The 13,065-nt window shown below is 62.8% G+C and carries 11 protein-coding genes; 5 read left to right on the forward strand and 6 right to left on the reverse strand.

From position 1 onward, the window contains the following. Positions 1–30: 30 nt before the first annotated feature. Positions 31–1,347: an HD-GYP domain-containing protein gene (locus PYV55_RS10420; protein WP_275850797.1), complete on the forward strand. Its 1,317-nt coding sequence runs from the start codon at positions 31–33 to the stop codon at positions 1,345–1,347. Then, on the forward strand, positions 1,344–3,416 hold the full coding sequence (locus PYV55_RS10425) for a putative bifunctional diguanylate cyclase/phosphodiesterase (protein ID WP_275850799.1): 2,073 nt from the start codon (positions 1,344–1,346) through the stop codon (positions 3,414–3,416). The genes PYV55_RS10420 and PYV55_RS10425 overlap by 4 nt, the downstream gene beginning before the upstream one ends. A gap of 45 nt (positions 3,417–3,461) precedes the next feature. Here the strand turns inward: PYV55_RS10425 and PYV55_RS10430 are convergent, their stop codons facing one another. Both PYV55_RS10430 and ppsR read right to left on the reverse strand, forming a co-directional pair. Next, entirely contained in the window at positions 3,462–4,280 is an 819-nt protein-coding gene (locus PYV55_RS10430; RefSeq protein WP_275850801.1) for a sulfite exporter TauE/SafE family protein, read from the reverse strand. Positions 4,281–4,673: 393 nt separating this feature from the next. Further along, on the reverse strand, positions 4,674–5,495 hold the full coding sequence (ppsR, locus tag PYV55_RS10435; protein ID WP_275850803.1) for a posphoenolpyruvate synthetase regulatory kinase/phosphorylase PpsR: 822 nt from the start codon (positions 5,493–5,495) through the stop codon (positions 4,674–4,676). A gap of 264 nt (positions 5,496–5,759) precedes the next feature. Here ppsR and ppsA point away from each other — a divergent pair, with 264 nt between their 5' ends. The 3 genes from ppsA to PYV55_RS10450 all read left to right on the forward strand — a co-directional run bounded on the left by ppsA (position 5,760) and on the right by PYV55_RS10450 (position 10,762). Beyond that, the gene (gene ppsA, locus PYV55_RS10440) at positions 5,760–8,150 is read left to right on the forward strand and encodes a phosphoenolpyruvate synthase (protein ID WP_275850806.1); all 2,391 of its coding nucleotides are present in this window, start codon (positions 5,760–5,762) and stop codon (positions 8,148–8,150) included. A 64-nt stretch (positions 8,151–8,214) separates the two neighbouring features. Continuing rightward, the gene (locus PYV55_RS10445) at positions 8,215–8,541 is read left to right on the forward strand and encodes a DUF4212 domain-containing protein (RefSeq protein WP_275850978.1); all 327 of its coding nucleotides are present in this window, start codon (positions 8,215–8,217) and stop codon (positions 8,539–8,541) included. After that, the gene (locus PYV55_RS10450) at positions 8,534–10,762 is read left to right on the forward strand and encodes a VC_2705 family sodium/solute symporter (RefSeq protein ID WP_275850809.1); all 2,229 of its coding nucleotides are present in this window, start codon (positions 8,534–8,536) and stop codon (positions 10,760–10,762) included. Before PYV55_RS10445 ends, PYV55_RS10450 begins: the two co-directional genes overlap by 8 nt. A 34-nt stretch (positions 10,763–10,796) precedes the next feature. Here PYV55_RS10450 and PYV55_RS10455 read toward each other — a convergent pair whose 3' ends face one another. The 4 genes from PYV55_RS10455 to PYV55_RS10470 form a co-directional block, all read right to left on the reverse strand. Continuing rightward, complete coding sequence (locus tag PYV55_RS10455) at positions 10,797–10,979, reverse strand: hypothetical protein (RefSeq protein ID WP_275850811.1); 183 nt, start codon at positions 10,977–10,979, stop codon at positions 10,797–10,799. A 173-nt stretch (positions 10,980–11,152) separates the two neighbouring features. Then, positions 11,153–11,458, reverse strand: a complete 306-nt coding sequence (locus PYV55_RS10460) for a winged helix-turn-helix transcriptional regulator (protein ID WP_144733548.1) — start codon at positions 11,456–11,458, stop codon at positions 11,153–11,155. 265 nt (positions 11,459–11,723) lie between these two features. After that, positions 11,724–12,662, reverse strand: coding sequence for a porin (locus tag PYV55_RS10465; RefSeq protein WP_275850816.1), 939 nt, complete (start codon positions 12,660–12,662; stop codon positions 11,724–11,726). Further along, positions 12,623–12,898 (reverse strand): porin, encoded by a 276-nt coding sequence (locus PYV55_RS10470; RefSeq protein ID WP_275850818.1) that lies wholly within the window; start codon positions 12,896–12,898, stop codon positions 12,623–12,625. Before PYV55_RS10470 ends, PYV55_RS10465 begins: the two co-directional genes overlap by 40 nt. Between the last annotated feature and the right edge of the window lie 167 nt (positions 12,899–13,065).

Here is a 13,065-nt window from a genome sequence, read left to right on the forward strand (position 1 = left end):
GAGGGCGTAACGGTAGGCCCATTGTTTGCAGTGACTTCTTCCATTTACATCGACATCGATCAGCTTTGCATTGGCATGTTCATCCAGTTGGAGGTGGGCTGGATGAATCATCCTTTTCCTGTGAACAGTTTTCGCATTGCGTCTGCGCAGCAGATTGCCACCTTGCGCGACCTGGGGCTGACGAGAGTTCGCGTCATCCTGGACAAATGTGATGCCGATGTCCGGCGCGCATTGGCAACATCGGAGAAAAAGGAAGTGCCTCCCACGGCTATGGAGTCTGGCGAGTCAGTGGCCGCGCAGCCTGCAAGCACGGATGTTTCCTCGTCCGAGGCGATGCGCCTGGCGTTGCTGGCGGAACAAAATCGTCGTCTGTTGGAGTGTGACCGGCGCTTTGCGCAAGCGACCCGTGAATATCTTGCGATCGAACGCACGGTGTTGGAGCTCCCTGCGCAGGCCTGTGCGCAAACCCAAAAGCTGGTGGCAGAGTGTGTCTCCAGCCTGCTTGCCAAAGACGAGGTGGCCATCCGTCTTTTGTCTGAGGGGGCTGGCGAGCGCGCAGCGCTCCATCCGGTCAATGTCATGGTCGCAAGCTTGCTGCTCGGGAAGGTCTTGGGTCTGCAGAGTACGGAGTTGCAGGAGCTGGGCATGGCCGCTTTGCTGCACGATGTGGGCAAGATCACCCTGCCCCCCAAATACCGGCATCCGCTGCCCACGATGACACCGGCAGAGCGCGCGCAGTATGAGGGGCATGTGCGTGCGTCGGTTGCTCTGGCCCGCAGCATGGGGCTTCCCGATGCGGCCGTGATTGCGATGGCCCAGCACCACGAGATGGCCGATGGCAGCGGGTTTCCCAAGCGGCTCTGTGGCAGTGATCTGGGGCGCGTGAGCCAGATGCTCGCGTTGGTGAATCACTACGATAGGCTCTGCAACCCGGTGCGCGAGGCCGATGCCCTGACCCCGCACGAAGCCTTGGCCGTGATTTTCGCGCGACGCAAGGCATTCTTTGACGAAATGGTGCTGGCCGCCTTCATTCGCATGATGGGGGTGTACCCCCCAGGGTCGGTGGTGCAACTGGCCAATGACCGTTATGCGCTCGTCGTGTCCGTCAATTCGAACCGGCCTCTGCGCCCCAAGGTGATCGTGCACGACCCGCAAGTCCCCAAAGAGGAGGCGCTGATTCTGGACTTGGAGGCCGAGCCGGAGCTGGGCATACGTCGCAGTCTTAAGCCGAGCCAACTCCCGCGGGAAGCGTTGGACTACCTGTCACCGCGTAAAAAAATTTGCTACTTTTTTGAGCGCGTGGTAGCGCTGGAGGCGGTAGAAGGGCAAGAGGAGGCCATGCAATGACCCTGCAGGTGCAAAAATCCTGGCTCGACAGTCTGCAAGAGGCCGTCTGGCTCGTCGATGCAAAGTCTCTGTGCATTGTGCAGTCGAACGAAGCGGCCGCGCGGCTGCTTGGGTTGTCCTGTGACGAAATGCGGGGGATGCCGGTGCTGCGTCTGGCCGTCACGCCGGAGGATCAGGCATTCTGGGGCGGCACTACGGAAGAAATTGCGCGGGGAATCGACTCCTATACCCACGTGCTGCGTGGCGATGGCGCGTGGGTGGCCGTGGCGCGCCGGGTAGCGCCGTTGCAAGCTCTCGACGGCAGAGGCTATTTAGTGCTTAGCATGCTCGATCGCACCGTGCAGGAGAACACCGAGCGTGAATTGGAAGCCTTGCTGGCCGAACTGCGTGCTACGCTGGATTCAGCCGCGGAAGGGATTTTGGTGTGCGACCTGCAGGGACGCATACGTGCTTTCAATCGGCGCATGGCACAAATCTGGGACATCCCCGAGCGCTTGTTGGTGGAGCGCGATGACCAGGCGGTATATGCGCACATGGCGGCCCAGGTTACCGACAAGAAGGCCTATAAAAGGCGGCTTGCCGAGTTGGCCAAGCAGCCTGAGGCGCAAGCCTGCGACATTTTGCACTTGCGCCATGGCGTCGTTGTCGAGCGGCTGGTGGTGCCGCAGCTGCAGCGCGGCGAGCTCTCCGGCTGGGTCTATTCATATCGCGATATCACGCAGCAGCAGGCCGACCGGCAGCGCATTCAGGAGCTCGCTTACACCGATGCGCTGACGGGGTTGCCCAACTACCGACAGTTTGCGCAGCGTGTGGATGTGGCGATCCAGGAAGCATCCGAAAAGGCGCCGTGCTTCGCCATCGTTTTCCTCGATCTGGACCGCTTCAAGATCGTGAACGATTCCCTGGGCCATTCCTTTGGCGACAGGGTGTTGCAACTGGTGGCCGAGCGTATCGCATCCTGTCTGCGCCAGACGGATATGCTGTGCCGTCTGGGCGGGGACGAGTTCTTGCTTTACCTGCACGAAGCCGATGCGGCAGTGGCAGAAGGTGTGGTGCGTCGCATCCTCGAAAGCATGCTGCGCCCCTGCGAGCTCGACGGCATGGGTTTTTCGGTGATGTGCAGCATGGGCATCGCGCTGTACCCACAGGACGGCGCCACGCTGGACGAGCTCATCAAGCAGGCCGATACAGCGATGTACCGCGTCAAAGACCGTGGGCGCGGCAATTACAGCTTCTACCAGCCACAGATGAACGCGCATTTGCTGTCGCGCATGAAGCTGGAGCACGCGATGCGCCAGGCGCTCGCGGCGCAGCGATTCGCCGTGCATTACCAGCCGCAGGTGAGCCTGGCTACCGGTGGCATTACGGGGGCCGAGGCCTTGCTGCGCTGGACGGATCCGGAGCTCGGGACGGTGTCGCCAGGTCTTTTCATCCCTTTGGCCGAGGAATCTGGCTTCATCATCGTGCTGGGGGCCTGGGTCATGGAGCAGGCGGTGCGCGAGGCTGCCAAATGGATGCATGCAGGCCATCCGCTCGTCATTTCCGTGAATGTCTCTACGCTGGAGTTTCGCCAGCCCGATTTCGTCGAGCGCGTCACACGCCTGCTCGCCGTGCACCAGCTGCCGCCGGCGCTGCTGGAAATCGAGTTGACCGAGTCCATCATGCTGCAGGATGCGCTGGAGATGGAAGAGCGCCTGCGGGAGCTGGCCGGTTTGGGCGTCAGTCTGGCGATCGACGATTTCGGCACGGGCTACTCCAACCTCGCCTACCTCAAAAAGCTGCCCATCCATAAACTCAAGATCGACCAGTCTTTCATTCGTGGTCTGCCCGACGACGAGGGCGACCTGGCGATCGTCCGCGCCATCGTGGGCATGGGGCAGGCCCTGCATATCGAAGTGGTGGCGGAAGGGGTGGAAACGACCGCCCAGCGGGCCGCATTGCAGCGCTTGCACTGCGGTCATTTCCAGGGTTTTTTGTGCACTCCGGCCTTACCCGCCACGGAGTTCTGGCAAAAGCTTGCGCGCCCTGGCGCCGCGATGCAGGATGCGCTTGCCGATCCGTTGTGCTGAATTGCCGGCATCCTGGCGCAGCTTGCGTCATCGTTCGTCGCGGTTTCAGGCCGCGGCCAACCCTTTCCAGAGCATGTAGGTCGCAAGCCCCAGGAGCAGGCTCGCGAAGATGCGTTTGAGTTGCGCCACCGGCAGTTGGTGCGCTGCGCGCGCGCCCAAGGGGGCCGTGAGCACGCTGCAGGCTGCGACGCAGACGAGCGCAGGCAGCCAGATGTAGCCGAATGACAGGGCCGGACGGCCAGCGACGGACAGGCCGCTGAGCACGTAGCCCAGGACGTTCACGATGGCAATCGGAAAGCCCAGTGCGGCGCTGGTGGCCACGGCGCTGTGGATGGCGACGTTGCACCAGACCATGAAGGGCACGCTCACGAAGCCGCCGCCTGCGCCCACCAGCCCGGACAGGAAACCGATCACGCCCCCCGCCACGAGTTGCCCGGCCGCATGCGGCATTTGTCGGGTGGGCGAAGGTTTTTTGTCCGCCCACATGCGCACTGCGGAGAAACCCACGAACAGGCTGAAAAGAATGGCCAGCCATGTGCCCTTGAGCAGGCTGAACGCTCCCAGACTCGCGAGCAAGCCCCCCAAAACGATGCCGGGTGCGAGCCTCAGCACGATGTCCCAGCGCACGGCGCCGTGCCGGTGGTGCGCGCGCACGCTGGACAGCGAGGTGAACACGATGGTCGCCATGGAGGTGGCGATGGCCATCTTGACGGCCAGATCGGGGCTGACCTGCTGGCGTCCCAGAAGATAGGTCAGCATGGGCACGAGCAGCATGCCGCCGCCTATGCCCAGCAGGCCGGCGAGGAACCCTGCGGCCAGGCCGAGGGCGCACAGCTCGAGGATCAGGGAGGGAGGAAGGTGCATGGAGGGGGAGGCGAGAGCGCTTTGCGGTGCCATCCCAACTGCGCTGAAAAGGTGTCTGCAAGTGCCACCGGACCGGCATCCTGAACCGGGGGTTCAGGGGGGCGAGGGCAGCCTGACTTTGGGTTCATCTGACGCGAGACGATCACGCTAGCCAGGCAATGTACCAAGCCCGTGCTCAATGAGCATTGGTTCAAGGAAATATAAGGCCCGACAGCACCGCAGACGGCGCAATTGTAGGTCCTGCCATGGTCGGGGCAATGCCGTGGGGATTTTTCGCGCCTCCTGCGCGGAGCGTGGATATTGGGTCGAATTGCCGTTCCATCCTGGCAGATAAAGCGTGAAATGCTAATTAAATAATAGCAAACGGGTGCTTCAAAAAAGGTGCAGAGACGGTCAGAACGTCGGACGCTCGAGGTGCATTTCCTGCAGGATGGTGGTGGCAATTTCCTCGATCGACTTGGTGGTCGTGGAGAGCCAGCGGATGCCCTCCCGGCGCATCATGGCTTCGGCCTCGGAGACTTCGTGGCGGCAGTTTGCCAGGCTGGCGTATTTGGACTGGGGGCGGCGCTCGTTGCGCACTTCGGCGAGGCGTTCGGGCTGGATGCTCAGGCCAAAGATTTTTTTCCGGTAGGGCAAAAGCGCTTCGGGAAGCTGGCGGCGCTCGAAATCTTCAGGGATCAGTGGATAGTTCGCGGCCTTGATGCCGTATTGCATGGCGAGGTACAGGCTGGTCGGGGTTTTGCCGCTGCGCGAGACGCCCACGAGGATGACGTCGGCGTTCGCGAGGTCGCGTTTGCTCTGCCCGTCGTCGTGCGCCAGGCTGTAGTTGATGGCTTCGATGCGCTGGGCGTATTCGCGGCTGCGGCTCACGTTGCTGAAGCGGCCCACGCGGTGGTGTGACTTGATGCCCAGTTCTTGTTCCAGCGGGTTGACGAAGGTGCCGAACATGTCGAGCAGCATGCCTTTGCAATGGTTCTGGAGGACGCCGAGCACCTCCATGTTCACGAGCGTGGTGAAAACGATGGGGCGCTTGCCCTCCAGCTCGCCCGTGTGATTGATTTGCCGCACTGCCTGGTGCGCCTTGTCCGCCGTGTCGATGAAAGGCAGGCGCACGAAGCGCAGCTTGAGCTCGAACTGGGCGAGGATGGCTTTGCCGAAGGTTTCTGCGGTGATGCCGGTGCCATCGGACACGAAAAAGGCGGTACGAGAGTGCATGGATGTTTCCTTGGGGGGCGCTGGCCTGCGCTGCAGACCTACAATGGCGCCCATTATCTGTGTCACGTGCGCCAGTCCGACTGAGATGTGGCAAGTTTCCATTCAGGGGCTGGCGTGCGTACGTCACGATCCGAATTTCGCCCAGACATTCAATGCACCATCCAAGCCCAAAAAGAACCAAAGCGGTGGTGGATGTCTGCGCGCGCCTGCGGCCCCGGCGTTGCCCGGGGCCCCGGTCCGGTTTATCAACTTTGGAGTGTTCCTATGTCAGCACGTTTCAGCTCGGAGGCCCTGGTCGTACCGTTTGAAAATCTCAGGATGACCGATGTCGCCTTCGTGGGCGGCAAGAACGCCAGCCTTGGCGAGATGATTTCGCAATTGCCCCATGGGGTGCGCGTGCCCACGGGCTTTGCCACCACGGCGCACGCCTACCGCGAATTTTTGCGCCATGCGGGCCTGGACCAGCGCATCAATGCGTTGCTGGACGCGCTGGACGTGGACGACGTGCGCGCGCTCGCAAAGACCGGGGCCGAAATCCGCGCCATGGTCGAGGCACAGCCCTTTCCTGCGGCGTTTGAAAAAGCCGTCGATGAAGCCTTTGCGCGCCTGAGCGCCGATCATCCCGGCGCATCGTTTGCGGTGCGCTCCTCCGCCACGGCGGAAGACTTGCCGGATGCCTCGTTTGCCGGGCAGCAGGAGACCTTTCTCAATGTGATTGGCCTGGCCGAAGTCAAGCACAAGATCAAGGAAGTGTTTGCCAGCCTCTACAACGACCGTGCCATCAGCTACCGCGTGCACAAGGGCTTTGTGCATTCTGAAGTGGCCCTCTCGGCGGGTGTGCAGCAAATGGTGCGCTCGGACATTGGCGCTTCGGGGGTGATGTTCACCATAGACACCGAATCCGGTTTCGAGGACGTGGTGTTCATCACGAGCAGCTATGGTCTGGGCGAGACGGTGGTGCAGGGTGCCGTCAACCCGGACGAGTTTTATGTGCACAAGCCCATGTTGCGCGCGGGCAAAAAGGCGCTGATCCGGCGCAATCTGGGCAGCAAGCTGATCCAGATGGTGTTTTGCACGCCCGAGGAAAAGGCGCAGTCGGGCAAGCTCATCAAGACCGTGGAAGTGCCGGCCGAGCAGCGTAACCGCTACTCGCTCACCGACGACGACGTGTTGCAATTGGCGCACTATGCGCTATTGATCGAGGAGCACTATGGGCGCCCCATGGACATCGAATGGGGCAAGGACGGCGTGGATGGCTTGCTCTACATTTTGCAGGCCCGCCCCGAGACCGTGAAGAGCCAGGCCAAGGGGCAGGTGGAGTTGCGCTACAAGCTCAAGGGGCATGGCGCGGTGCTGGTGGAAGGGCGCGCGATCGGGCAAAAGATTGGCGCCGGCCCGGTGCGTGTGGTGCATAACCTGCATGAGATGGACAAGGTGCAGCCCGGCGACATCCTCGTGACCGACATGACGGACCCGAACTGGGAGCCGGTGATGAAGCGCGCGAGCGCCATCGTCACGAACCGCGGCGGGCGCACCTGCCATGCGGCCATCATCGCGCGCGAGCTGGGCATTCCGGCCGTGGTGGGCTGCGGCGACGCTACCGAGCGGCTCAAGGACGGCATGCTGGTCACCGTGAGTTGCTCCGAGGGCGACACGGGCCGCATCTACGATGGCTTGCTCGAGACCGAAGTCACCGAAGTGCAGCGCGGCAGCATGCCCGCGATCGCCACCAAGATCATGATGAACGTGGGCAACCCGCAACTCGCCTTCGACTTTGCCCAACTGCCCAACGAGGGCGTGGGGCTCGCGCGCCTGGAGTTCATCATCAACAACAACATCGGCGTGCACCCCAAGGCCATCCTTGATTACCCCAACATCGACAGCGATCTGAAAAAGGCCGTCGAGTCGGTGGCCCGTGGTCATGCGAGCCCGCGCGCCTTTTACGTGGACAAGGTGGCCGAGGGCGTGGCCACGATCGCTGCGGCCTTCTGGCCCAAGCCGGTCATCGTGCGTCTGTCCGACTTCAAGAGCAACGAGTACCGCAAGCTCATCGGCGGCAGCCGCTACGAGCCCGAGGAAGAAAACCCCATGCTGGGCTTTCGCGGTGCGGCGCGCTACCTTGGCGCGGATTTCGCCGAGGCGTTTGCGATGGAGTGCGAGGCGCTGCGGCGCGTGCGCACCGAGATGGGGCTCGTGAACGTGCAGGTCATGGTGCCCTTTGTGCGCACCCTGGGACAGGCCGAGCGCGTGGTGCAACTGCTCGCGCGGCACGGCCTCGAACGTGGCAAGGACGAGCTCAAGCTCATCATGATGTGCGAAATCCCTAGCAATGCCATTCTGGCCGAGCGCTTTCTGGAATTTTTCGACGGGTTTTCGATCGGCTCCAACGACTTGACCCAGCTTACGCTGGGGCTGGATCGCGATTCGGGGCTGGAGTTGCTCGCGCAGGACTTCGACGAGCGCGACCCCGCCGTCCAGGCGCTGATCCACCAGGCCATCCAGGCTTGCCGTGCCCAGGGCAAATACATAGGCATTTGCGGTCAAGGCCCGAGCGATCACCCGGATTTTGCGCAGTGGCTGATGCAGCAGGGCATTGCATCGATCTCGCTCAACCCGGACAGCGTGATCGCCACCTGGCAACAGCTGGCTGGCTGATGCCACTGCGGGGCGCCGCGTTGCGAACAAGTGAGGCAACGCGGTTGCAAGGGCCTTGGACGCAATGCCGGTGAACGCGAGCTCCGATGCAGCAGACCCGTTGCCGGCGCAGCTGCACGATCTGCGGCATCCTTGGCTCAAGGCCGCGTTGCTGCTGCTGTGGACTGCAGTGGCGTTTGGCGTGCCTTTCTTTGCGCGCCAGCTGCAGGCATGGACGACGGGGCCGTGGCCGCTGGGTTACTGGCTCGTGGCACAAGGGGCCGTATTGATGTTCATCGCCATCGTGGTCTTCTATGCCTGGGCGATGAACCGCTTCGAGCGTCAGGACCTGGGGGCGACGGCGGCGGACGCTGAATCCGAGGCCCCGGGTGATGGCGCGCGCCATGGCTGAGCGCGGAAGAAACGCTCGCTGGCGTCTGCACCGGGCCTTGGCTTGGTATGTGCTGTGCGTGCTGGGCTTTCTGGCGCTCATGGCATGGGCCGAGCACCATGGGTTTTCGCGCCAGTGGATAGGGCCGGTTTTTTTGTTCGGCAGCATCATGGTCTATGCCGCCATAGGCGTGCGCGGACGCACCACCGACGCCGAAGAGTATTACGTGGCCGGGCGCCGCATTCCGCCCATGTTCAACGGCATGGCGGCCGCGGCCGACTGGATGAGTGCGGCCTCGTTCATCAGCCTCTCGGGCGCCTTGTATTTGCAGGGGTTTGCGGGCGCGCCGGGGCAGGCTGGGGGCCTTGCGTACCTGCTCGGCTGGACGGGCGGGTTTTGCCTCGTGGCGCTACTGATCGCGCCGCAGTTGCGTGCGCTGGAGCTCTACACCGTGCCCGATTTTTTCCAGCTGCGTTTCGGTGGGCGCTGGCCGCGCATCCTGGCGGCATGGGCCGCGGTGCTGTGCTCGTTCACCTACGTGGTCGCGCAGATTTACGGCGTGGGGCTGATCGCCTCGCGTCTTACGGGGGTGCAGTTCGAGATCGGCATCATGCTCGGGCTCGGCGGCGTGCTGCTGTGTTCATTTCTCGGTGGGATGCGGGCCATTACCTGGACGCAGGTGGCGCAATACGTCGTGCTATTGCTCGCTTTTTTGATACCCGTTTCCTGGCTGTCGTACCAGCAATTGGGCAATCCCATGGCGCCGCTGGTGTATGGGGCGCAGATCGGCAAGATCGCCGAACTCGAAGAGCAGTTTCGCGCTTCACCTGCTGAACGCGAGGTGGCGCGCGCCTATTTGCAGCGCGCGCTCGATTTGCAGGAACGCCTGCGCGATGTTGAGGGCGCGCTGCAGCGCGAGCGCGAAAAAGGCAGGGCGCAGATCCAGGCCCTGCGTGCACAGAACGCCGATGTGGAGCAGATCGTGCATGCGAGCCAGGCGCTTGCGGCGCTGCCGCGTGATGCGGCGCAGGCGCGCGAGCGCTGGACGCGCGAGATGCGCGAGAGCTTCGAGCGTGCGCATCCGCTAGCAGCCTGTCGGACTTTGGGCGTCGATAGCGAGAATGGGCCCCAGCGAGGCCAGTTTTTGCCGGATTCGCTGCCCCATAGCGGGACTATGGGGCAAGAAGACGGTAAAAAATGGGCCGCTGCGGCGCATTCGCAGCCGACGATTCCAAAGTCCGACAGGCTGCTAGGGGGCCTTCCGCCGCACAGCCAGGCCTTTGCCGGCAATCCCGCGGGCACGCCCCAGGAACAAGAGGAATACACGCTTTCGCGCCGCAATTTTCTGGCGCTGATGTTCTGCCTCATGGTCGGCACCGCCGGCTTGCCGCATCTGCTGACGCGTTACTACACCGTGCCTTCGGTCGCGGCGGCGCGCACCTCGGTCGCCTGGTCGCTGTTTTTCATCGCCTTGCTGTACCTGAGCACGCCCGCGCTCGCGGCTTTGGTGAAGTTCGAGGTGATGCAAAACCTCGTGGGCAGTCACTTCGACGCCTTGCCGCACTGGATGGCGCAGTGGGCGCATGTCGATCCTGCCTTGCTCTCGGTCGAGGACATGAACGGCGACGGCATCGTGCAGTTCGGCGAGATCCATCTGGGCGCAGACCTGATCATGCTCGCCACGCCGGAAATCGGTGGCTTGCCGTATGTGGTCTCTGGGCTTGTCGCCGCGGGCGGTCTGGCGGCGGCCTTGTCCACGGCGGATGGCTTGCTGCTGACCATCAGCAATGCGCTGGTGCACGACTTGTATTTTCATGGCGACAAGGGGGCGCGGGCCTCGCCCGAGCAGCGCGTGATCCTGAGCAAATTCACCTTGCTGGCCGTGGCACTGGCGGCGGCCATGGTGGCCTCGTTCAAGCCCGCGGAAATTTTGCCCATGGTGTCTGCCTCGTTTTCGCTCGCAGCGTCGGCCTTCGTGCCGACCATGGTCTTGGGCCTGTTCTGGCGCGGCATGACGCGGCAAGGGGCTGTGGCCGGCATGCTCGCGGGGTTTGGCGTCACGACGTACTACATGCTTGCGCAAATGCCCGCACTGCGCGCAGGGGGCGTGTTGCCGCGCTGGCTGTTTACCGATGGCCTGTGGTGGGGGATAGAGCCGGTGGCGGCAGGGGTGTTCGGCGTGCCGGTCGGCTTCGTCGTGGCCGTGGGGGGGAGCGGGTGGCACCGGGTTGCCGGACGGTAGCCGGGGCCGTCCTTCCCGTCGCATGGTGCACGGGTCATGGAAAGCCCCGATTTACGGGGGGCGGCGCTAGGAGCCTGTCGGACTTTGGAATCGTCGGCTGCGAATGCGCCGCAGCGACCCATTTTTTACCGTCTTCTTGCCCCATAGGCCCGCTATGGGGCGGCGAATCCGGCAAAAACTGGTCACGCTGGGGCACCTTCTCGCTTTCGACGCCCAAAGTCCGACAGGCTCCTGGCACCCAAAATTCGTGACGCCGTGGGCGATGCCAAATACGCTGCATTGGCGCGCGCCTTGTTCGATTGAGGTAGCGGCACTTGCCGCTCGGCGCTGCGCGGCACGTGAGGGGTGGCTGCGGAGTGGCTCTTGGCGCCTTTCTCGAGGGCGCTGCCCTTATTTTTTCGCCCGTGCCGCCACCCAGCGCGTGGCGAAGGCTTGCACATCGCTCAGGCGCTTGACCAGGTCTGCGCCCGAAGCGGTGAGGAAGTAGCCGCCGCTGCCGTGGTCCAGCAAGCCGGCTTCGCGCAGGTCTTTGATGCGGGTGTTGAGCGTATTCGGGGTGATGCCGCCCACGCTGTCCTGCAAAAGGCGGAAGGTCTGCGGATGGCCATCACGCAAGGCCCAGAGTACGCGCAAAGCGTAGCGGGATTCGAGCAGGTCAAACAACTGGCTGATGGCGGGTTTTTCTTTGGCGCTCATGGATGCATCTCCTCGCAGGTATCGGGCGGAATGGACTCGAGTGCAAGAACTATAGCGCGAATTCCATTTCGCTACACGTTTGGTAGCTCAGAAAGGGGTTGCACTGCGCTCTTATGGGGCGGTGAAGGAACAAGTTGCGTGATGGAACTACCTTCTGCCTCCACGGTCGTGGGCGCTGAGCCGGGCGTGCCCGGCTGTGTGCCGGTAGCCGAGCGCGCAGCTTTTCTTGCCAAGCTGCGCGCTCGGGCAAGATGTGGTGCGGGCGTCAGAACCGGTGCACCATTCCCAGCACGAACGCATTGACCGAATGGTTCGGCACGCTGACGTTGGTTTGCGGATTGCCATAGATCGGCAGAATCGGCGCATTCCCGTTGCTCGTGTGGGTCATGGTGAAGTACGCATTGGTGCGCTTGGAGAATGCGTAGTGCGCGCTCAGCACCGTTTGCTTGCTCTTGGTGTCGGTCCAGGTTTCCTTGACCTCGCCGTACTGGGCGCCGAGTCGGAATTGCGGCGTGATGGCGTAGTTGCCGCCCACGGTCCACATCTTGGAGTCGATCCAGACGTTGTTGGCGGCGCCCCCTTTGAGGGTGGCGGTGCGGCCATCGTCGTTCTTGACTTGGTCGTAGGCGGCGCTCAGGCGGAATTGGCCCACGTCGTACGAGCCCGAAACCATCCACCAGTCAATGCTTTTGCCCACGTCGGCGCGTGGGTTGGCGCTGTTGGCGGCGTTGGCCGCGCCCTTGTCCTTGTTGTAGGTGCCCACGACCTTGAATGGCCCGCTGGTGTAGCTCAGAAGTCCACCGTAGCCGGAGCCGGCGCTGTTGTTTTGCGGGTCTTCGCCAAACACGTACTGCAGCGCAAAGTTGAAACCGCTGAACACGGGGCTGTCGTAGCGCACCATGTTGCTGTTCCAGTAGTCGTTGTTGATGCCCTGCGCGGCGGTCAGCGTCACGAGGCCGGTGTTGACGGCATTGTTGGGCAGGCCGTTGGCATTCACCAGTTGGGGCATGGCGGTGGCGGTGTAGTTGCGGCCCAACATCACGCTGCCATAGCTTTCGCTCTTCATACCCACATAGGCCGCGCGGCGAAACGTCACGTTCGAGACGGCCGGATTGCCGGACACGGTGGCGCCCGAGCTGTTGGGGGTCGAGCTGTCGCCGGTTTTCAGGCTGACCATGGACTCGAGGCCAAAGAGGGCTGCCATGCCGCCCCAAGGTCTTCGCTACCGCGCAGGCCCCACACCGAGGAGTTGCTGGCATCGCTGTTGACTTTGGTCAGGCGGCTGTCCACGTTGGCGCTGCGTGAAAAGCTGGCGATGCCAGCGTCCATGACGCCGTAAAAAGTGACGCCAGGGGCTGTCTGGGCCTGTGCGGACAGGGTGCCAGCAGCAAGTATTCCTGCAAGCTTGGCGCCCTGGGAGATGAAGCGGGTGTATTTCATTGTTGCTATTGCGATCGAGCCATAAAAAAGCCGCACATTGCGGCGCGGACGTGCGGGCTCGTGGCTGGTAGCGTTTCATGGCAGATCCGCTTTCCATGTGCTGACGCAGACCGGTATTGGTAAATACCCTTATAAACCACGCACGGGGCGCAATTATCGTTCAAGTA

Origin of the sequence: Extensimonas soli, assembly GCF_029211265.1 — a bacterium.
GTDB classification, from domain to species: domain Bacteria; phylum Pseudomonadota; class Gammaproteobacteria; order Burkholderiales; family Burkholderiaceae_C; genus Extensimonas; species Extensimonas soli.